Annotated in this window: 17 protein-coding genes; 11 read left to right on the top strand and 6 right to left on the bottom strand. The window is 59.6% G+C overall.

Annotated elements, in window-relative coordinates; genetic code table 11:
* The first annotated feature begins 5 nt into the window (after positions 1–5).
* The 11 genes from ACQAYK_RS06665 (at position 6) to hemE (ending at position 13,794) form a co-directional block, all read left to right on the top strand.
* Positions 6–251 carry a type II toxin-antitoxin system Phd/YefM family antitoxin gene (locus ACQAYK_RS06665; protein ID WP_215871129.1) on the top strand — a complete coding sequence of 82 codons (246 nt, stop codon included), beginning with the start codon at positions 6–8 and terminating at the stop codon, positions 249–251.
* Positions 241–528 (top strand): type II toxin-antitoxin system RelE family toxin, encoded by a 288-nt coding sequence (locus ACQAYK_RS06670; RefSeq protein WP_215871128.1) that lies wholly within the window; start codon positions 241–243, stop codon positions 526–528. The genes ACQAYK_RS06665 and ACQAYK_RS06670 overlap by 11 nt, the downstream gene beginning before the upstream one ends.
* The gene (locus tag ACQAYK_RS06675) at positions 525–2,066 is read left to right on the top strand and encodes a restriction endonuclease subunit S (protein WP_255789436.1); all 1,542 of its coding nucleotides are present in this window, start codon (positions 525–527) and stop codon (positions 2,064–2,066) included. Before ACQAYK_RS06670 ends, ACQAYK_RS06675 begins: the two co-directional genes overlap by 4 nt.
* Positions 2,063–2,797, top strand: coding sequence for a HipA family kinase (locus ACQAYK_RS06680; RefSeq protein WP_255789437.1), 735 nt, complete (start codon positions 2,063–2,065; stop codon positions 2,795–2,797). The genes ACQAYK_RS06675 and ACQAYK_RS06680 overlap by 4 nt, the downstream gene beginning before the upstream one ends.
* Positions 2,794–3,630, top strand: a complete 837-nt coding sequence (locus ACQAYK_RS06685; RefSeq protein ID WP_255789438.1) for a DUF3037 domain-containing protein — start codon at positions 2,794–2,796, stop codon at positions 3,628–3,630. Before ACQAYK_RS06680 ends, ACQAYK_RS06685 begins: the two co-directional genes overlap by 4 nt.
* The gene (locus ACQAYK_RS06690; protein WP_255789439.1) at positions 3,627–4,514 is read left to right on the top strand and encodes a GIY-YIG nuclease family protein; all 888 of its coding nucleotides are present in this window, start codon (positions 3,627–3,629) and stop codon (positions 4,512–4,514) included. Before ACQAYK_RS06685 ends, ACQAYK_RS06690 begins: the two co-directional genes overlap by 4 nt.
* Before the next feature lie 34 nt (positions 4,515–4,548).
* Positions 4,549–6,021, top strand: coding sequence for a type I restriction-modification system subunit M (locus tag ACQAYK_RS06695; RefSeq protein WP_483167358.1), 1,473 nt, complete (start codon positions 4,549–4,551; stop codon positions 6,019–6,021).
* 65 nt (positions 6,022–6,086) lie between these two features.
* The gene (locus tag ACQAYK_RS06700) at positions 6,087–6,746 is read left to right on the top strand and encodes a hypothetical protein (RefSeq protein WP_215871123.1); all 660 of its coding nucleotides are present in this window, start codon (positions 6,087–6,089) and stop codon (positions 6,744–6,746) included.
* 128 nt (positions 6,747–6,874) lie between these two features.
* Positions 6,875–11,293, top strand: coding sequence for a glutamate synthase large subunit (gene gltB, locus ACQAYK_RS06705; protein ID WP_215871122.1), 4,419 nt, complete (start codon positions 6,875–6,877; stop codon positions 11,291–11,293).
* A 24-nt stretch (positions 11,294–11,317) separates the two neighbouring features.
* Positions 11,318–12,721, top strand: a complete 1,404-nt coding sequence (locus ACQAYK_RS06710) for an FAD-dependent oxidoreductase (protein ID WP_226827050.1) — start codon at positions 11,318–11,320, stop codon at positions 12,719–12,721.
* Complete coding sequence (hemE, locus tag ACQAYK_RS06715; RefSeq protein WP_215871121.1) at positions 12,718–13,794, top strand: uroporphyrinogen decarboxylase; 1,077 nt, start codon at positions 12,718–12,720, stop codon at positions 13,792–13,794. Before ACQAYK_RS06710 ends, hemE begins: the two co-directional genes overlap by 4 nt.
* 16 nt (positions 13,795–13,810) lie before the next feature.
* Here the strand turns inward: hemE and ACQAYK_RS06720 are convergent, their stop codons facing one another.
* The 6 genes from ACQAYK_RS06720 to hflK all read right to left on the bottom strand — a co-directional run bounded on the left by ACQAYK_RS06720 (position 13,811) and on the right by hflK (position 20,191).
* The gene (locus ACQAYK_RS06720; RefSeq protein WP_215871120.1) at positions 13,811–14,731 is read right to left on the bottom strand and encodes a lysophospholipid acyltransferase family protein; all 921 of its coding nucleotides are present in this window, start codon (positions 14,729–14,731) and stop codon (positions 13,811–13,813) included.
* Entirely contained in the window at positions 14,728–15,504 is a 777-nt protein-coding gene (locus ACQAYK_RS06725) for a GNAT family N-acetyltransferase (RefSeq protein WP_215871119.1), read from the bottom strand. Before ACQAYK_RS06725 ends, ACQAYK_RS06720 begins: the two co-directional genes overlap by 4 nt.
* 153 nt (positions 15,505–15,657) lie before the next feature.
* Positions 15,658–16,947 carry an adenylosuccinate synthase gene (locus ACQAYK_RS06730; protein ID WP_215871118.1) on the bottom strand — a complete coding sequence of 430 codons (1,290 nt, stop codon included), beginning with the start codon at positions 16,945–16,947 and terminating at the stop codon, positions 15,658–15,660.
* Between the two features lie 21 nt (positions 16,948–16,968).
* Positions 16,969–18,189, bottom strand: coding sequence for an ATP phosphoribosyltransferase regulatory subunit (locus ACQAYK_RS06735; protein ID WP_255789442.1), 1,221 nt, complete (start codon positions 18,187–18,189; stop codon positions 16,969–16,971).
* Positions 18,186–19,064 (bottom strand): SPFH domain-containing protein, encoded by an 879-nt coding sequence (locus tag ACQAYK_RS06740; protein WP_215871117.1) that lies wholly within the window; start codon positions 19,062–19,064, stop codon positions 18,186–18,188. The genes ACQAYK_RS06735 and ACQAYK_RS06740 overlap by 4 nt, the downstream gene beginning before the upstream one ends.
* Complete coding sequence (gene hflK, locus ACQAYK_RS06745; protein WP_215871116.1) at positions 19,061–20,191, bottom strand: protease modulator HflK; 1,131 nt, start codon at positions 20,189–20,191, stop codon at positions 19,061–19,063. Before hflK ends, ACQAYK_RS06740 begins: the two co-directional genes overlap by 4 nt.
* Positions 20,192–20,193: the final 2 nt, after the last annotated feature.

A 20,193-nucleotide genomic window follows, 5' to 3' on the forward strand; every position in this document is an offset into this window, starting at 1 on the left:
CGGAAATGGAAATTCTGTATACCAACGCATCAATCAGCATCAGTGAGCTGAAAAAGAACCCTTCTGCGGTTATCGAGGAAGCGGACGGCTTTCCTGTTGCCGTGCTCAACCACAACAGACCCGCCGCTTATCTGGTGCCCGCTGCTGCGTTCGAGGCCATGATCGAAAAGCTCGACGACATCGAACTGGTCCGCATGGTGAAGGAGCGCGAACACGAGCCCACCATCAAGGTCTCGCCCGATGACCTATAGCCTCGAATTCCGGGATAGCGCCTGGAAGGAGTGGCAAAAGCTCGACCGCCTGTTGCGCGAACAATTCAAGGCCAAGCTGCTGGAGCGGCTGGAAAACCCCCGCGTCGAATCCGCCCGGCTCTCGGGCATGCCCGACTGCTACAAGATCAAGCTGCGCGCCGCCGGATACCGGCTGGTCTATCGGATATTCGACGAACGCGTCGTGGTGGTCGTAGTGGCCGTGGGCAAGCGGGAGGACAGCGCCGTGTATCGCAAGGCGAAGGGGCGGATGAAGTGAACGGGGGAGAGAAACTGGAGCAAGCCGAGGGCTCGCTGGAGGCCAGGGTTTCTGCTTCATTGGCGGATGGCGAAGCAGGGCGCATCACGCGGCACAAAAGTGTAGAAATCTTATTGGACCATTTGCGTCCCTATCCGTCCATGGCAATTGAAGATGTCGCCGAGGTGAATCCCAGAGCCAGCAAGGCTTTGATACCAGAAGACTTGCCCGTTTCGTTCGTTCCAATGACCGCCGTTGGCGCAGCCGACGGATCAATCCTCGTCAAAGAAACTCGGCCTGCTGGTGAAGTAAAGAAAGGATTTACCGCTTTCCTTGAGGGGGACGTACTCTTTGCCAAGATCACCCCCTGTATGGAAAACGGCAAGATGGCGGTAGTGCCTGCGCTGGAAAACGGCTATGGATTTGGGTCCACCGAGTTTCACGTGCTCCGCCCCAAGTCAGGCATGGACGCCAAGTATCTCTATTACTATGTTTCGAGCCAGGCATTCCGAAGTGAGGCGGAGCGGTATATGACTGGTGCGGTGGGTCAGCGGCGCGTGCCGACGACTTACATCAAAGAGTGTAAGATCCCAGTCGCACCCCCCGACCAACAAAAACGCATCGTCGCGGAAATTGAAAAACAATTCTCCTGCCTCGACGAAGCCGTCGCCAACCTCAAGCGCGTCAAGGCTAACCTGAAGCGCTACAAAGCCGCCGTCCTCAAAGCCGCCGTCGAAGGCCGCCTCGTCGAAACCGAAGCCGAACTCGCCCGCCGCGAAGGCCGCAGCTACGAGACCGGCGAACAGCTCCTGCAACGCATCCTCGAAACCCGCCGCAGCCAGTGGCGCGGCAAGGGCAAATACAAAGAACCCGCTGCGCCCGACACCACCGACCTGCCCGAATTGCCGGAGGGGTGGACTTGGTGTGGCTTCGAACAGGTTTCCTTATCGAATAAACACGCTTTAAAGGCTGGACCCTTCGGCAGTGCCTTGAAGAAGGAAATGTATGTCGAGGCCGGCTACAAGATTTATGGACAAGAGCAAGTAATTAGTGGTGATCCGACGTTTGGCGATTACTTCATCGACGAGGAAAAGTACCGCGAGCTGGAGAGTTGTGCTGTCAAGCCGGGGGACCTGCTAATTAGCCTCGTAGGTACGGCAGGGAAAGTGTTAGTGCTCCCGCCAAATGCGGTACCCGGCATCATCAATCCACGCCTTCTGAAACTATCTCTAAATCAAGCTTTCATCGCGCCAGCGTATGCGGCATACATGCTTCAATCCGCTTGGGCGAAGCATTATTTCAAGTTGCAGGCACACGGTGGAACGATGGAGATTTTAAATCTTGGAATTATCAAAGCGCTTCCAGTCCCACTGCCGCCGATTGATGAACAACACCGCATCGTCGCCGAAGTTGACCGCCGCCTTTCTCTCCTACGGGAAACAGAGGCCCAGGTGGAAGCCAATCTCCAGCGCGCCGAGCGCCTGCGCCAGTCCATACTGAGTCGGGCATTTTCCGGTGATCTGGTGCCGGTCCAGCCCATGAAAGAGGGCGCCGCTTGACCGTCGAGATTGTCGAAATCATCGACCGTTCTACTCAGGGGATGACTCGACCGTTCATCTGCCGGGGCGACGATGGCGCGGTGTATTTCGTCAAAGGGCGCGGAGCCGGCAGGCGTAGTCTGATTTGCGAATGGATTGCCGGTCAGCTCGGGCAACGCCTTGGCCTGCCGATTGCACCGTTCGAGATTGCCGAGATTTCTACCGCACTACTCGCCATTGCCCCACGCAACGATCTCGCTGATCTGGGCGCAGGTAAGGCCTTTGCCTCCCGCAAACTGGAGGCAACGGAACTGAACGTCTCCCAGATACCCATGGTACCTGCTCAGGAGCAGCGCGATGTCCTTGCCTTTGACTGGTGGATCTGCAATAGCGACCGGACCCTGGGAGACCGGGGAGGAAACCCAAACCTGCTCTGGGATGTGGTAAATGACAAGTTGGCGGTCATTGACCATAATCAGGCCTTCGATCTTCAATGCTCAGCGCGCGACTTTGAGGGGATTCATGCTTTTTGGGGGCAAGCTCCGATGCTCTTCCAGGACTGGGTAACCGAACAGATCTATGCCGAACGCTTTGAGCAGGCAATGCTGGACTGGGAGTCGATCTGTGATAGTGTCCCTTCCGAATGGCGGTTTCTGGACGACGAGCAAACGGTGCCCACCAATTTTGATTTCCAAGCTATTGGCCAGTGGTTGATGCGATACCGTACAGACGATTTCTGGGTACCAAGATGACCAAAATCCCTTGCCTCTATGCCATTGCTCGCTTCTTGCCCTTCGTGGAGACGGGGGAATTTGCCAACGTAGGCATCATTCTGCTCGCCCCGGGGGAAAAGTATTTTGGCTTTCGTTTGCTGGACCGACGTTATGCCCGCATAACTAGCTTCTTCCCAGAAATGAAATCTGGAACCTACAACAAGACGATCCATAATGTACGCGAGGAACTGCAGCGTATTGCCGCTATGCTGCAAAAGTGGGACGGCGAACAGGTGCAGCATGGCAACGCGGATTTCGGCAGGATGCTCTTTGCTGAACTCGTTCGACCGCGGGAAACCATCATCAGGTTCAGTGAGCCCAGATCCGTGCTTGCCGCAGACCCAAAGGAACAGCTAAACGCACTCTACGACTTGTATGTGGGACGGAACTTTGCCACCAAGGAATATCAGGAAAATTTAATGGTGAAGGGCTTGCGCGACTGGCTGGCTGCTGCCCGGCTGGCAGATCGTTTTCATGAAGAGCGCTTGGGGGATGACATCTATGGGGCGAAATTTCCCTTCGTAGAAGGTGGACCCGAACATCCGCTGAAAGCGATCAAGCCGCTTTACCTGGCTCATGACGATCCCAGCAGAATCATTGATCACGGCGGCCAATGGGCTCTGCGTACAGCCAGACTTCGTAAGCGTCAGCTACTGCCGCAGGAATTGCTATTCGCCGTAAAAGGACCAGACGAACAGGGTAACAGATCTGCCGCCTATGAGGAGGCTGTCGAAGAACTCCGGCAGACCGGTGTCAACGTTCTCCCTTTCGCAGACAAGGAACATATCCTTCGTTTTGCCGCCTCCGCATGAGCGAATCGCAGATGCTCCACGCACAACCGTTTTCTCTCCGCATCTTTGTTGCCGACGGTGACCCGGATGGTCTGCGCTTTGCGGAGCGATCCAATTGGATTGGTAAGGCGATCATTTTTCCCCGCGCCTTGTTGCCAAAGATCAAACAGCGTCCAGAGCTGGATCAGACCGGGGTCTATATTCTCCTGGGACCACGCGAAGACGGTGAGGGAGAAATGCTCTATATCGGTGAGGGGGATCCCGTGCGTGCCCGTCTGGAGAGCCATTACGCACAGAAAGACTTCTGGAATCGGGCAATCTGCTTCATCGCAGCATCTGGTCAAATCAACAAGGCGCATGTGCAGTTTTTGGAAGCGCAGCTCCTTCGCTTGGCAAGATCAGCCAAACGATTGCCCCTGGACAACGTCAACCAACCGACTGACCCCAGCCTCTCGGAGGCAGATCGCGCCGATATGCAGGTTTTTTTGGACAATCTACTCGGCATGCTGCCGGTGTTGGGTGTCCACGCCTTTGAACCGACGGCGACAATGGCAGGTTCATCAGGGCAAAGAATGCTTTTCTGCAAGGGGAAAGGGGCGACTGCGCGTGGTTACGAGGCTACCCAAGGATTCATAGTCAAGACAGAATCCGAAGCGGTAGCCGAGACAGCACCTTCGATGCAACAGCATGTGCGCGGCATGTACGACCTGCGCGAGGAGCTGATTAAGAACGGTGTATTGCAACGCTCTGACAACGGATTCCGTTTTGCCCAGGATTACGTGTTTAGCTCACCCTCCACGGCTGCTGCGGTCATACTTGGACGCAGTGCTAACGGTCGTATGGAATGGAAGGACCAAGAGGGCCGGACTCTGAAGAGCTTGCAGAACATAGAGGCGTCATCCTAGTGGGTATGCGGACCCAAAATCTGTGGGGAATTTCATGAACACCGCCACCATCGTCCAAAAACTCTGGAATTACTGCAACGTTCTGCGCGACGACGGGATGTCGTATGGCGACTATGTCGAGCAGCTCACTTATCTGCTGTTCCTCAAGATGGCCGACGAGCGCACCAGGGCGCCCTACCACCAGCCGAGCCCGGTGCCGGAGCAATATGGCTGGACTAGCCTCATCAAGAAGGACGGCGACGAGTTGTTCGATCACTACCGCCATACCCTGGAGGCGCTGGGCAACCAGAAGGGCCTGCTCGGGTTGATCTTCAACAAGTCGCAGAACAAGTTCCAGGACCCGGCCAAGCTGCGGCGGCTGGTGGTCGATCTCATCGATAAGGAACAGTGGGTGTCGATGAGCAGCGATGTGAAAGGCGATGCCTACGAAGGCCTGCTGGAGAAGAACGCCCAAGACACCAAGTCGGGTGCAGGCCAGTATTTCACCCCGCGTCCGTTGATTCAGGCCATTGTGGAGGTCATGGCCCCGAAGCCCGGCGAGACCATCTGCGATCCGGCCTGCGGCACCGGCGGTTTTCTGCTTGCGGCGCACGACTACGTGGTGCAGCACAACCCGCACATGACGAAGGATCAGCGCAGGAAACTCAAGGAGGAAACCTTCAAGGGCTGGGAGCTGGTGCAGGCCACGGCGCGGCTCTGCGCCATGAACCTGCTGCTGCACGGTATCGGTAGCCAGGACTTCGAGCCCATCGTGGTGAGCGATTCACTGGCCGCCGACCCCGGTGACCGCTTCGACCTGATCCTGACCAATCCGCCCTTCGGCAAGAAGAGCAGCACCACCATCGTCGGTGAGGAGGGCAAGGTCAGCAAGGAGCGCGACATCGTCGAGCGTGGCGACTTCTGGACCACCACCTCGAACAAGCAGCTCAACTTCGTCCAGCACGTCAAGACCCTGCTCAGGCAAAACGGCCGCGCCGCCGTGGTCGTGCCCGACAATGTGCTCTTCGAGGGTGGCGCCGGCGAAACCATTCGCCGCAAGCTGCTGCACGATTGCGACGTGCACACCCTACTGCGCCTGCCCACTGGCCTGTTTTACGCCCAGGGCGTGAAGGCGAACGTGCTGTTTTTTGTCAAAAAGCCTGCCGGTGAGGCCCCATGGACCAAGAAGCTGTGGATCTACGACCTGCGCACCAATCTGCACTTCACCCTCAAGACCAACCCCTTGCGGCGCGAAGACCTGGAGGAATTTGTCCAGTGCTACGGCGGTGTAGGCCATCTACGCTCGCCCACCTGGTCAGAAGAAAACCCGCAAGGCCGCTGGCGCGCCTACGACTACGAGGAACTCGTCAACCGCGACAAGGCCAGTCTGGACATCTTCTGGTTGAAGGATGATTCGCTATCCGATTCCGACAACCTGCCCTCGCCAGAAGTAATTGCGCGTGCGATCATCGAAGATCTGGAGGCGGCGCTGGAGCAGTTTCAGCTACTCGCCAACCACGAGCTATAGACTGCCGCGCCCGCAAGGCGCCGGGCAACCAGTGGCTGCGGGATAGACCTAGCGAGGAATGACGGATGAACGCAAGAAGATTCTCTCTCGAGCCAACGACATCATTGTCTGTCAGAAAACTGGTGTCGTGGCTCGCCATTCCGGCAATTCTGGGCATACTGGGGGGCTGCGCCTATTACCCCTACGGCTACTATCAGAGCGGCTACACGAGCTCGGTCTACGCAGCGCCGGGGGAGTATACCTACTTCGATTTGCAGCCCGGATATGCGCAATATTACTCGCCACCGCTCTATGCTCAATACATGCTCTGGTATTATTACCCGCGGCAATATTATCAGTACTATCCTGCTCCACCGCCGCCGTTACCACGCGGTGCTCCCCTGCCAAGGCGACCGCCCTACGGTTCTCCGCCGCCGCCTCCCGGTACTTTTTTCCAGCGCTTTGGGCAGCGACCAACGCAACCGGATTTTCGTCCCGGCAGGCCGGATTTTGAGAATCGGAGACCTGATCGCCCCCTAATGCAGGGGTTTCCGAATGCCCAGCGACCAGTAGCACCGCCCGACCGCTACCAAGGCCAGCTCGTACCCAGGGAGCGTCCGCAGAATTTCGCGCAGCGCCCAGGAAGTGCCGCGGAGCAGCGACGACCGGACGCGGGCAGAGAGCAGGACCAACGCCATCCGCAACGGAGGCGCGGCCCACAGGACCGGCAGGACGGACATCCCTAGTGCTCTTACCCCGAGGCTTAGGCCGCTGCGGATTACCAAAACGGCTTGGTTTCTGCTGCATCAGCGGCTTATAATGGTAGCCCTTTCGCCATAGGGCGGGAGGGAATGGTCCGGCCGATGGTGAAAGCATGACAAATAATCTCTACTCTTCAGATTTTGAACGCGATTCTTGTGGTTTTGGCCTCATTGCCCAGATGGACAACCAGGCCAGTCACAGCATCGTGGCCACGGCCATCGGCTCGTTGGCCCGCCTGACCCACCGTGGAGCGGTCGCCGCCGACGGCAAGAGTGGGGATGGTTGCGGGCTGCTCATCCAGATGCCCCAGGACTTTTTCCGCGCCGTGGCGACCGAGTCGGGCATTACGCTGCCAGCGCGCTTTGCCGTTGGGCAGTTTTTTCTGCCTCGCGACGTGCAGCGGGCAAAGGGAATACACCAGATCATTGCGGAAGAAGCGCAAGCCCTGGACCTTACCCTGCTTGGCTGGCGTGCCGTGCCCACCGTGGCCGAGGCCTGCGGTGCGGAGGCGCTGAAGACTCTCCCTGGCGTCGAGCAGGCATTCCTCAGCGGAGAGGAAGCAGACGACGATGCCTTCGAACGCCTCTGTTACCGTCTGCGCCGCCGGGTGGAAAAGCGCTGCGCGTCCGACAGCGATTTCTTTGCGGTCACCTGCTCCAGCCGGGTGATCGGCTACAAAGGGCTGGTCATGCCCGAGCATCTGCCGGATTTCTATCCTGATCTGCGCGACCCACGTTTTGCCTCGGCGCTGGTCAGCTACCATCAACGCTTCTCCACCAATACCTGGCCGGAATGGCGTTTATGCCAACCCTTCCGCATTCTCGCCCACAACGGCGAGCTGAACACCATTCAGGGCAACCGCAACTGGGCACGGGCACGGGCCCCCCTGCTGCAATCCGATCTCCTGCCCATGGAGGAGGTGCTGCCAGCAGTGGGTGGCGGCAGTGATTCCTTCAGTTTGGACAACATGCTCGAACTGCTGGTGCAAGGTGGGATGGACTTCTTCAAGGCCCTGCGCCTGCTGGTTCCCCCGGCTTGGCACAATGTCCCCAACATGGCCCCGGAACTGCGCGCCTTCTATGAATATCACTCCATGCGCATGGAGGCCTGGGATGGCCCTGCCGGTTTGGTGCTCAATAACGGCCAGATGGCGGTCTGCGCTCTGGATCGCAACGGCCTGCGACCCGCGCGCTACGTCATCACCCGCGACCGCATCATCAATATTGCCTCGGAAGTGGGCGTTTTCGACTACGCACACCAGGATATCACCGCCCAGGGACGGGTGGGGCCGGGGCAAATACTTGCGGTAGACCTGCGCAACGGCCAGCTACTGGACAACGCCAGTATCGACCTGCGCATCCAGAACAGCGCCCCCTACGGCGACTGGCTGGCGGAATATGCCGAACATCTCGATGCAGATGACGATGCGCCGGAAATCGCCCGCCCGGTGACGGATCTGGTTGCCTGGGAAAAGGCCTTTGGCGTCAGCATGGAAGAGGAAGACCAGGTCATCCGGGTGCTCGCCGAAGGAGGCCAAGAGGCGGTTGGCTCCATGGGCGATGATACCCCGGTGGCGGTGCTTTCCACCCAGCCGCGGCACCTGGCCGACTACTTCCGCCAGCAGTTTGCCCAGGTTACCAACCCGCCGATCGACCCGTTGCGGGAATCCCTGGTCATGTCCCTGAATGCCATTTTGGGGACGGAAAGCAATCTCTTTGCCGAGCGCCCGGAGTATGCGCGGCGTATCGAGGTGCACTCCCCGGTACTATCCGATGCGGCCTTTCAGGCGCTGATTTCGCGTGCGGAACCCGCCTTCCGCGCGCAGATTTTCAACATCTGCTACCCGAGCAGTGCTGATCTCGAATCTGCGGTCAGCAGTCTCTGCGCCGAAGTCGTGGCCGGGGTGCAGGCCGGAGCCGTCATTGTGGTACTGGACGACAGCGGATTGCAGAAGGATCAGGTCTATATCCCCGCGCTCATGGCGGTGGGTGCGGTGCATCACGCCCTCATAGACGCCGGCTTGCGTACTCGCTGCAACATTCTCGTTGCTACCGCCCACGCCCGCGACCCCCATCACTTCGCCACCCTCATCGGCTACGGCGCTACCGCAGTGTATCCCTACCTCGCCTACAGCATAGTGCGTAGCCTGGCCGAGCGCCGCGCCTTCAGCCAGCCGGTGGGGGTAAGCAAGGCCCTGGCCAATTATCGCAAGGGCATCGACAAAGGCTTGTACAAGATTCTCTCTAAAATGGGGATCTCCACCCTCGCCTCCTATCGCAGTAGCCAGCTCTTTGAGGCGTTGGGCCTATCGTCGCGGGTGGTGGAACGCTGTTTTCGCGGTACGGTCAGCCGCATTGAGGGCGCGGATTTCCGGCACCTGGAAACCGACGTACGGCGCCTGCTGGCAGATGCCTGGCGTCCGCATCGACGCATGAGTGCCGGCGGTCAGTTGAAATATATCCATGGCGGCGAATACCACGCCTACAACCCGGATGTGGTTGCCAGTCTACAGGCTGCCACCCGTTCCGGCCGCCAGGAGGACTATCGCAGCTTCGCCGAACTGGTGAATGGACGGCCGGTCACCAATCTCCGCGACCTACTGGATCTGCGCGGCGGCAAGGCGATCCCCTTGCATGAAGTGGAACCGGTCGAGGCCATCACTCCGCGCTTCGATACCGCGGCGATGTCCCTGGGTGCGCTCTCTCCCGAGGCCCATGAGGCCCTGGCCATTGCCATGAACACTATCGGTGGGCGTTCCAACTCCGGCGAGGGCGGCGAAGACCCTGCCCGCTATCACAACAACAAGGTCAGCAAAATCAAGCAGATTGCTTCTGGCCGTTTTGGGGTGACGCCGGAATACGCGGTCAATGCCGAAGAGCTGCAGATCAAGATCGCCCAGGGCGCCAAGCCCGGCGAAGGCGGTCAGCTGCCTGGTCACAAGGTCAGCGGCATCATCGCGCGCCTGCGCTACGCCAAGGAAGGTGTGGCGCTGATCAGCCCGCCACCGCACCATGACATCTACTCCATCGAAGACCTGGCACAGCTCATTTTTGACCTCAAGCAGGTCAATCCCGGCGCCTTTGTCTCGGTCAAACTGGTCTCCGAGGCCGGCGTGGGCACCGTTGCTGCCGGTGTGGCCAAGGCCTATGCCGACCGCATCACCATCGCTGGCTACGATGGCGGGACTGGCGCCAGTCCGCTCACTTCGGTCAAGTATGCGGGTTCCCCCTGGGAGCTGGGGCTGGCGGAAACCCAGGTCACCCTGCGCAAGAACTTCCTGCGCCATCGCGTGCGTCTGCAGGCCGACGGTGGTTTCAAGACCGGGCTCGATGTGGTGAAAGGTGCCCTGCTCGGCGCCGAGAGCTTCGGCTTTGGTACCGCGCCGATGATCGTGCTCGGCTGCAAGTATCTACGGATCTGCCATCTCAACAACTGCGCCACGGGCGTGGCTACTCAGGATGAGACCCTGCGCAAGCATTTCAAGGGACTGCCGGAACTGGTGATCAACTACTTCCGCTTTGTTGCCGAAGAGGTGCGGGAGATCATGGCCGAACTCGGCATTCGTCGCTTTGACGATCTGGTCGGACGTAGTGACCTGCTGGAGATCGGTAAGGCCAGTACGGAAAAGCAGGCCGCCCTGGATCTGCGTCCGCTGCTCGGCAATGCCACGCTGGAAAATGCTGATCACAACATCCATCAGCAGGATCGCAATCCGCCCTTCGACCGCGGCGAACTCGCCGAGCAGATCGTGGCCGATGCCCGCCCGGCCCTGGAGGAGAAGATCCCCACGCGGTTGCACTACCGCATTCAGAACACCCACCGCTCCATTGCCGCAAGGCTGGGAGGCGAGATTGCCAAACGCTATGGCAATGCCGGTCTGCCCGATGACTGCATTCATGTCGAGCTGCACGGCACCGCTGGTCAGTCCTTTGGCGCCTTCTCGGTACAGGGCATGACCCTGCGTCTGCACGGCGATGCCAATGATTATGTCGGCAAGGCCATGAATGGTGGCCGCATCATCATCGCCCCGCCCGAAAATGCCCCCTATGTTGCCGCAGAATCGGCCATCATCGGCAACACCTGCCTCTATGGTGCCACCGGCGGCATGCTGCACGCCGCCGGCCGCGCCGGCGAGCGCTTTGCGGTGCGCAACTCCGGTGCGGTTGCGGTCATCGAGGGCGCCGGAGACCACGCCTGCGAATACATGACGGGCGGTCAGGTCATCATTCTCGGCCGGGTTGGCGTCAATTTCGGTGCCGGCATGACCGGTGGTCTCGCCTTCGTGCGCGATGCCGAGGGCCAGTTTCCCAATCGCGTCAATGGCGAGCTGGTCAATGTCCATCGTATCGATACCGAATCCATGCGCGGCTACGAAGTCTTACTGAAGCGCCATATCAAGCGTCACGCAGAATGGACTGGCAGCCTGCTGGCCCAGGATTTACTGCACAATTGGTCGCGTTTTGTTGCACAGGTCTGGCTGGTGGTGCCCAAGGCGGCCAAGCTCGATGTGTTGCTCGAAGAAGCCAGCTGACCTTGTCCATCGCGAGGAATTGACATGAATAATTTTGCCTTTTTGGAAGATGGTCGGCAGGATCCCAAGAAATTGCCGGTAGAGGAGCGTCGCGAAGCCTTCCGCGAGATCTATGAAGTCTTCGATCTCGACAGCGCCCGTTTGCAGGCCGACCGTTGTCTGCATTGCGGTAATCCCTACTGTGAGTGGAAGTGCCCGGTGCACAACTACATTCCCAACTGGTTGCAGTTGATCGTCGAAAACCGCATCGAGGAGGCCGCAACCCTTTCCCACAGTACCAACACCCTGCCGGAAATCTGTGGTCGTATCTGTCCCCAGGATCGCCTTTGCGAAGGCGCTTGTACTCTCAACGAAGACTACGGCGCGGTCACCATCGGCAACCTGGAGAAGTTCATCACCGAAGAAGCCCTGGCGCGCGGCTGGAAGCCGGTACAGGAGCCGGTTGCGCGTTTGGGCAAGCGCGTGGCAGTGGTCGGCGCCGGGCCGGCGGGCCTCGGCTGTGCCGATATCCTCAATCGCAATGGCGTCGATGTAGTGGTCTTCGACCGCTACCCCGCCGTGGGTGGCCTGCTGACCTTCGGCATTCCCCCCTTCAAACTGGAAAAGGAAGTGGTCGCGCGGCGTGCCGATCTGCTGCGGGAAATGGGCATCGAGTTCCGTCTTGGGCAGGAAGTCGGCAAGGACATTCCCTTTGCCGATCTACTGCGCGACTTCGACGCCGTGTTCCTGGGCATGGGCACCTACAAGGCCAAGCAGGGGCATTTCCCCGGCGAGGAGCTGCCGGGCGTCTACAAGGCCCTGGACTTCCTCAATGGCAATATCTCCCATCTGATGGCCCTGCCCGATCCTCTGCATCCCTATATCAACCTGACCGGCAAACGCGTGGTCGTGCTGGGTGGTGGTGACACCGCCATGGATTGTGTGCGCACGGCCATCCGCCAGGGTGCGACGGCGGTCAGTTGCGTCTATCGCCGTGACGAAGAAAACATGCCCGGCTCCCGCCGGGAAGTCAGTAACGCCCGCGAGGAAGGAGTGAAATTCCTCTTCAATCGCCAGCCCGTGGAGATTGTTGGCAGTCCTGAGTCTGGTCCACAAGGGGTCAAGGTCTTGCGCACGCAACTCGGTGCGGCCGATGACAAAGGTCGCCGCTACCCCGAAGTCGTGCCCGGCTCAGAAGAGCTTTTGCTCGCCGATGCCGTGATCATTGCCTTCGGCTTCGATCCCTCCCCCGCAGCCTGGTTTGACGACTTTGGCATCGCCACCGACAAGGCCGGCCGGGTGACGGCCAACAGCCAGTTCCAGACCAGTAACCCCAAGGTCTTTGTAGGCGGTGACATGCACCGTGGTTCTGACCTCGTGGTGACGGCGGTGGATGAAGGACGTCGGGCGGCCGACGGCATCCTCGATTTTTTGAGCGCCGCAGAATGAGCAAGACAGACCGCTTCCTGCGGGCCTGCTGGGGCCAGGAGGTCGATCGCACGCCGGTCTGGCTGATGCGTCAAGCCGGGCGCTACCTGCCAGAGTATCGCGCCACCCGTGCCAAGGTGTCGGGTTTTCTGGAGCTCTGCCAGACGCCGGAATTGGCCTGCGAGGTAACACTGCAACCTCTGCGACGCTTTGATCTCGACGCCGCCATCCTCTTTTCCGACATCCTCACCGTGCCCCACGCTATGGGCATGGAACTGGATTTCCTCGAAGGCGAGGGTCCGGTATTTCGCGATCCATTACGCGAGGCCAGTGATCTGCGGCGCCTGGGGCAGCCCGATCCCGAGCAAGATCTACGCTACGTCATGGACGCAGTACGTCTCATCCGTCGGGAGCTGGACGGTCGGGTCCCGCTCATTGGCTTTGCCGGCAGCCCCTGGACCCTCGCCTGCTACATGATCGAGGGCCGAGGGAGCCGCGACTTCCTGCATGCAAAGACTTGGATGTATTCCGATCCGGAAAGCCTGGAGGCATTGCTCGAACGCTTGGTGCTGGCGCTGACAGACTACCTGCACGCGCAAGCCGCGGCGGGCGCTCAGGCACTAATGCTGTTTGATACCTGGGGCGGTACGTTGACGACTTCGGCCTACGAGCGTTTTTCTCTGGCCCCCTTGCAGCGGGTCATCGCCGGACTGCGCGCCACAGCAGAGGCCAAAGAGCTGCCCATCATCCTCTTCAGCAAAGGCGGGGGTAACTGGTTGGAGCGCATGGCGGCGAGCGGTGCCAACGTCATCGGCCTGGATTGGACCATCGACATTAACGTGGCGCGCACACGTCTGGGTAAGAAAATCGCCGTACAGGGCAATCTCGACCCGATTGCACTTTATGGTCAAGCCGCCCTGTTGCGCGCTGAAATCGAAAATATCCTTTGTGCGAATGCGGGAAGGCCAGGACATATCTTCAACTTGGGCCACGGCATCACGCCGCAAACACCAATAGACAATGTAGAACTGCTGGTAGAGACCGTACACGCCTGGAACGGCTGCAGCAATGACAGCGTCTACGAAGAATACTGATGTGGCCTGAAAAACCCTAGCGGGACTGACTACCGTGACGCCAGGCCTCCCAGGCATCGCGCAGGCGGTGGCGATACGGATCCAGATAGGTCACTGCCGCGCCCTCCTCCATCCGCTGTAACGACTCGCGAATCAGACGCTGGGTCTCCTTGGCGAGCTCTCTTCGACCGAGCTGGGGCGATAAGGGCGAACCGAAGTGGATGCGCAGGGTGAGCGGTGCCGATGCCGTGAGCCGCCACAGATGTCCCGCAAGGGTATCGTCGCCAATGAACGGGCAGACCTGATCCGCATGCCCGGGACGCAGGACATCCTCATACCGCAGGGTAACCGGTACCACCATGCTGCCGGCACTGACGGCGGTCTCGAAAGGAGCGGCAAAAAAGTCGCCGACGTCCGTACCATCGCTTGTCGTTCCCTCGGGAAAGATGGACAGGATACGGCCATCACGGAGGACCTCGGCCGCCTCTTTCAACACCCGCTGGCTGGCCCGGGCATCACCACGGTCAATGAAAAAGGTTCCCAGGCGGTGCGCCAGGCGGCCAAAGAGAGGCCAGGACTCCATCTCCTTTTTGGCGACAAACTGACCCGGCCGGATCGCGGCAAGCGCAAGAATATCGAGATAAGAGACGTGGTTGGCCGCCAACATCGTCGGTGCCATGGGTAAGGTTCCCGCTACCCGCAGCCGGATCCCCAGGATGCGCAGCGCAACCCCACACCACCAGCGAAATACCGCCAACGCAGATCCATCGATTTCCACCCTGCGCCCGTAGTACCACCAGCTCAGGGGAAATGCCAAAGCCAAGTGCAGGGCAAGGGCGGGGATACGCCACAAGCGGCGATAAAAACGCGGCTCGCTGCGCCGCAGGATACGGTCGCTGGGATAGGGGATCAGTTGCGCTTGTGCAGAAGCGGAAATACGCCGCCGACGAAAGATCATTTGCCTTGGACCACAGGATCCAGAAAACGCTGCTGGTAGCGCGAGGTAATAAGTCGCGAATCGCACCACACAAAAAAGTCAGCGCAATGAAACTGGGGGTCCCAATACGGCTCGCCCCCCAGCCGCACCCCTGCCCGTAAGTAGCCTTTCAGCAATGCCGGCAACTCGACGGGCTCCACCTGGGCGTCGGAATCGAAACCGGGTACCGGGCGCAGGGGAAAGACGCGCTGCTCTGCTGGCACCATCTGCTGCTCCAGCGAGCGATACAGGGCGCCAAGCGCCGGGCCATCGGTGCTATGCACGCTGGCGCAACCCATGAGATGGTCGATGTCCCACATGCCCATAGCCTCTGCCAAGCCAGACCACAACAGCACGATCACGGCTCCCTGGCGATAGTCTGGATGCACGCAGGAGCGACCGAGTTCCATGACCCGAGAGCCCAGGGCCAAGGGACGCGAGAGATCAAACTCCGTCTGCGCATAATAGCGGCCTACATTGGGTACTTGCTCGGGCAGGAAAAGACGATAGGTACCAACCACCTCCTGACGGACCTCATCTTCGACGATCAGGTGCTCGCAGAAGGGATCATATTCATCCTGATCGATTCCCGGCGGGCCACTCAGCTGGGCACCGTACTCCGCGCTGAACACGCGATAGCGCAGCCGTTGTGCCGCCTCGATCTCATCCTGATGGCGGGCGAGATACAGTCGCAGCGAGCGCTCCCCTTTTTTGGTATTACGACCCATGTCCTTCTGAACTTGCGTTTCGAGCATCCCTCAATCCCCCTGTTCGGGTTGCAGCAAACAATAGTATGACCCAAAACCATGACAATAGTGCGACAGTTTTATGACACTTTGATGACAGCCACTGGGAATGATACGCGACATACTACGCAATGCAGACAAGAAAAGACAAGAAACTCAAGCTCATAAAAACGCCTCACGGAGAATCGTGTGGGCTCGGTCCGGCCCGGTAGAAACAATTGCCAGGGGCCGCTCCACCAGCTCCGCCAGAGCTTCAAGATAGCTTCGCGCGTTTTGTGGCAGGTCTTGCCAACGTTGAACACCGGCAGTGGATTCCGACCAGCCCGGAAAACTTTCGTAGACAGGTTCACAATCCGCCAGCGATTCGGCGCCGCCAGGCAGGTCACGACACTCCGCACCCCGTACCCGATAGCCGGTAGCGACACGAATTTCCGCCAGGCCATCGAGCACGTCGAGTTTGGTCATGCACAGGCCGGTCACCCCGTTGACCCGACAGGAAGCGCGCAGGGCCACGGCATCGAACCAGCCACAACGCCGCGCCCGCCCGGTCGTGGCGCCCACCTCGCCGCCCTTCTCCGCCAGCCAGCGTCCAGTGTCATCGAAGAGCTCGGTGGGAAATGGGCCGGAGCCGACGCGGGTGGTGTAGGCCTTGGTGATGCCGAGAACGTAACCCAGTTCGCCGGGCCCTACCCCGGTACCGGCAGCGGCGGCCCCGGCCACCGTGTTGGAAGAGGTGACAAACGGGTAGGTGCCGTGGTCGACGTCGAGCATGGTCCCTTGCGCCCCCTCAAACAGAATCCGTCCACCGGCCGCCTGAATCTGGCTGAGGCGCAGGGAGACATCGGCAACCATGGGTACCAGACGTTCCGCATAGGCGAGACTCTGCTCCAGCGTCTGATGAAAATCCTCTGGTTTTTCCTTGAAGTAGTGCTGCAGAACAAAGTTGTGATAGTCGAGTGCCTCGCCCAGTTTTGCTGCGAAACGCTCGCGGTGAAACAGGTCCGCCACCCGTAAGGCCCGTCGCGCTACCTTGTCTTCATATGCAGGCCCAATCCCTCGCCCGGTAGTCCCTATGCGCGCTTCCCCTTTGGCCCGTTCCCGGGCAAGGTCCAGCCGCTTGTGATAGGGCAAGATCAGCGGACACGCCTCGGAAATGACCAGGCGCTGGGCCGCATCTGGAACGGTTTCCAGCAATGGATCCAACTCTTCGAACAGGGCCACAGGATCGAGCACCACGCCGTTACCGATAAGACACTGTACCTCCGGTCGCAGGATACCGGACGGAATGAGATGCAGCACCGTCTTTTTGCCCGCGATGACCAGGGTGTGACCGGCATTATTGCCACCCTGGAAGCGCGCAACTGCCTGACATTGCTCGGTAAGCCAGTCGACAATCTTGCCCTTGCCCTCATCACCCCACTGGGTGCCTATTACCACTACGTTTCTGGACATCGATAGCGACTCCGCAAAAGATCAGGATGCAGAAAAGGGAAATTCAGGCTCGCGGCCGGCCAGTGTCCATCGCCCCCCCTCCACTACCAGGCAGGCGTCGAAGCCTGCCGGCAACGGTTGCGCGGGGGCGCCACCAGCCAGGTCCTGGACAACGGTATACCCCTGTGCACGCAGGTCCTGAATGGCCTGCCACAGGCTGGGGTCGGAACCACCCGGGGCAAGGACCCGTGGAGAATTTCTTTCCTCGGTCAGATCGCGCAACAAGGGACGCAAATCGAGACTGAATCCGGTCGCCGGACGATAGCGGCCAAAGGCCTTGCCGACACCGTCATACCGCCCGCCGCGGGCAATCGCCGCGCCCTGCTGCGGCGAGAATAGCGCAAAGAGCATGCCGGTGTGGTAGCGATGCCCCTGCATTTCCGCTAGATCCGCACGAATGCTGAGCTGCGGATAGCGCTGGGCAAGTACTTGCCAGACAAAATCGAGCTCTTCCAGAGCGCGCAGAATGACGGGATAAGAGGCAAAGCGTTGCCGGGCGCGATCCAGGATTTCATGATCGCCATGCAGTTCGGACAACGCCCGAAATGCTTCGGCCTGCTGCGCAGGCACCGCATTCGCCTGCAGAAGCTGTCGCAGATCCGGCCAGGCTTTGCGTTCCAGGAAACGCAATAGCTCCTCTCGATCCTGCTGACCAAGCCCGCACGCTTCTGCCAGACATTGCGAAATTGCGACATGCCCCAGGTCCAATACCAGTTCGGTACCGGGACAGCAGCGCTGTACGCTCTCCACCATCAGGCTCAGAATTTCGAGATCGGCATCGGCACTAGCGACGCCAAACATCTCGGCTCCCACCTGAAAGGGCGCGCGACTCCCACCGAGGGCATCGGGACGTGCGCGCAACACGGTGCCGGCGTAACTCAGGCGTCGCGCCTCATCACCGCGTGCCATCTGCACATCGATCCGCGCCATTTGTGGCGTCATATCCGAGCGGAAGCCCAGCACCCGTCCACTGGCCTGATCGAGTACCTTCCAGGTTTCCAGATCGAGATCGATGGCGCTGCCGGTCAGCAAGCCCTCCAGATGCTCCAGCATGGGCGGGATCACCTGTCGGTATCCCCAGGATGCGAAGAGATCCAGCAGCTCCCGACGCTTTCCTTCGAGTGCTGCCGCCTGCTGCGGTCCCATATCCTCAAAACCGGCAGGCAACATCCAACTCGCCAAGATATCTTTCCGTTTGCTCACGGCTTGCCGCCTCCTTGCAGTCCCTCATGCAGATAGCGGAGCAACGGAGAGTTGGCCGGCAGGACCCAGACGTCCCCCGCCTTGGTGCTATCGCGCAATACCTCGAGACTACGATAAAAGGCATAAAAACGTGGATTTTTTCCGTAGGCATCGGCATAGAGCTTGGCTGCCTGCGCTTGTGCCTTGCCCAAGGTTTGCTGCGACGAGGCATAGGCCTGGCTGAGAACTTGCTGGCGTTCCTTCTCCGCGGCATTTTTGATCTGCTCCACCTGTTCCTTGCCGGCCAGCTCTTCCGCCGCAAGCTTGCTCTGCAGTTCCGTTCGCATTTGCTGATAGACGTCCTGTTGCGCCTCTGCAGTCAAACCAAGCTCCAGAAAATGCAGCTCATCCAGAGAAATGCCATCGCGCGCGAGAGAATCACTCACTTGGCTACGCAAGGTTTGCTGCCAAGCGTCCAGAACGGCATTGCTTGGTGTCACGCCAGAATTTTTATCGACGATACGCGAGAGAGCGGCTTGCACGACGTCACTGATCTGGCTCTCGGCCAAGGCAGTGTTCAGACCCCGCTGGTAAAACTTTTTTGCGTCGCTCACGTGCCACTGCACAAAACAGTCGAGCTGCAGACTTGGTCCCGTAGTTGGCGTAACGGTGACTGCCTTGGTACTCTGGCTGCGTCTGCGCGTATCAATGACCTGCACCGACTGTAAAAAAGGCCAGTGGACGTAGAGGCCTGCCTGCGAACGCTCCGCCGCTACGTGCCCGGCGTTGAGAATAACCGCACTCTGCCCTGGACGCAGCTGGTAGAAACTGGCGGATAGCAGGTATAGCAAAACAGCAACTGCCAGGGCTATCCAGCCCCAGGTCATCGGTTTCATGAGGCCTTATCTCCACTGCTGGTGGGAGCACTAGCTTTAGCTGCCGGAGCCGACTGGGTTGGTGCAGCAACCTGTACTGCCACCTGCGCACCATTTCCATCCGCCACGACGATCTTGCCTGCCTTGGCCAGTATGTCCTGCATGGTCTGCAGGTACATCTGCTTGGTGCTGATTTGCGGATCCTGCTGATAGGCCTGATAGACGGCATTGAAACGGGCGACGTCTCCTTGTGCCTTACCGAGTAACTGTTCTGCCTGGACGCTGGCGCGATCGGTCATCTTGGCAGCCTCAGCCTTGGCGGCAAGCAGTGTCTTGGCGGTATCTGCCTTCGCCTGCTCGGCTTGCTCGGCAGCATCCTTGCGCGCCTTGGTAATCTTCTCGTACTCGGCATCCAGCGCCTTGGGATGGGTGAGCTCGATGATCTGCACGGATTGCAGGCTGATGCCACTATCGCTGCCGGCCAGGAGATTTTGTGCCTTCTGCAGAAGCTGCTGCTCAAGCGGCGCGTGTGCCGTGGCAAGCAGCTGTTGAGAACTCATACCGCTGGTCACCTGGCGCAATGCAGCGCTCAGTACAAAGGCCAGATATTGCTGCGGATTACTGCTGGCAAAAAGAAAGTCGCGGGGGTGCGCAATGCGGTAATCCGCGGCATAGCGCACATCGACTACCTCATTATTGCTGGTGAGGATGCGACCTGGGCTGAGTGCCTCTCCCGAATCCCCGTAGCCCAGGACCAAGCGCCGGCTGCGCCCAACCTCGACGGTCCCGACCGTCTCGATGGGACTGGGCCAATGATAGTGGCTTCCCGGCGGCACGGTGGCGACCACACGACCGAAGCGCAGCACGATGCCCTCCTGACCGCTGCCGACTTGATAGAAGCCGGAGAGCAGCCAGACACCAACCAGCACAAGCACCACGATCAGGGGAAACCAACGAACAAAAGGAATTTTTCGTCGCGGTCCAGATCCGGGAGACGACGACAATTTGCCGCCGAGCTTGCGCAGTTCTTTGGTGATCTTGTCGATATTCCAGCTTGCGCCGGAATTTCCGGGACGCCGTCCCAAGGGACCTTTATTGCTGCCGTTACCGTCTTGTTTACCGTTTCCGCCTGGATCACTCCACGGCATCC

The sequence above is a fragment of the Acidithiobacillus sp. AC3 genome (assembly GCF_050261095.1).
Lineage (GTDB): Bacteria > Pseudomonadota > Gammaproteobacteria > Acidithiobacillales > Acidithiobacillaceae > Igneacidithiobacillus > Igneacidithiobacillus copahuensis.

Bases quoted from the DNA above. Each gene is read 5' to 3' on its own strand.
- ACQAYK_RS06740 (WP_215871117.1), bottom strand. From the start codon at position 19,064: ATGAAACCGATGACCTGGGGCTGGATAGCCCTGGCAGTTGCTGTTTTG.
- ACQAYK_RS06690 (WP_255789439.1), top strand. From the start codon at position 3,627: ATGAGCGAATCGCAGATGCTCCACGCACAACCGTTTTCTCTCCGCATC.
- ACQAYK_RS06710 (WP_226827050.1), top strand. From the start codon at position 11,318: ATGAATAATTTTGCCTTTTTGGAAGATGGTCGGCAGGATCCCAAGAAA.
- ACQAYK_RS06700 (WP_215871123.1), top strand. From the start codon at position 6,087: ATGAACGCAAGAAGATTCTCTCTCGAGCCAACGACATCATTGTCTGTC.
- gltB (WP_215871122.1), top strand. From the start codon at position 6,875: ATGACAAATAATCTCTACTCTTCAGATTTTGAACGCGATTCTTGTGGT.
- ACQAYK_RS06685 (WP_255789438.1), top strand. From the start codon at position 2,794: ATGACCAAAATCCCTTGCCTCTATGCCATTGCTCGCTTCTTGCCCTTC.
- ACQAYK_RS06725 (WP_215871119.1), bottom strand. From the start codon at position 15,504: ATGCTCGAAACGCAAGTTCAGAAGGACATGGGTCGTAATACCAAAAAA.
- ACQAYK_RS06665 (WP_215871129.1), top strand. From the start codon at position 6: ATGGAAATTCTGTATACCAACGCATCAATCAGCATCAGTGAGCTGAAA.
- ACQAYK_RS06670 (WP_215871128.1), top strand. From the start codon at position 241: ATGACCTATAGCCTCGAATTCCGGGATAGCGCCTGGAAGGAGTGGCAA.
- hflK (WP_215871116.1), bottom strand. From the start codon at position 20,191: ATGCCGTGGAGTGATCCAGGCGGAAACGGTAAACAAGACGGTAACGGC.
- hemE (WP_215871121.1), top strand. From the start codon at position 12,718: ATGAGCAAGACAGACCGCTTCCTGCGGGCCTGCTGGGGCCAGGAGGTC.
- ACQAYK_RS06730 (WP_215871118.1), bottom strand. From the start codon at position 16,947: ATGTCCAGAAACGTAGTGGTAATAGGCACCCAGTGGGGTGATGAGGGC.
- ACQAYK_RS06695 (WP_483167358.1), top strand. From the start codon at position 4,549: ATGAACACCGCCACCATCGTCCAAAAACTCTGGAATTACTGCAACGTT.
- ACQAYK_RS06720 (WP_215871120.1), bottom strand. From the start codon at position 14,731: ATGATCTTTCGTCGGCGGCGTATTTCCGCTTCTGCACAAGCGCAACTG.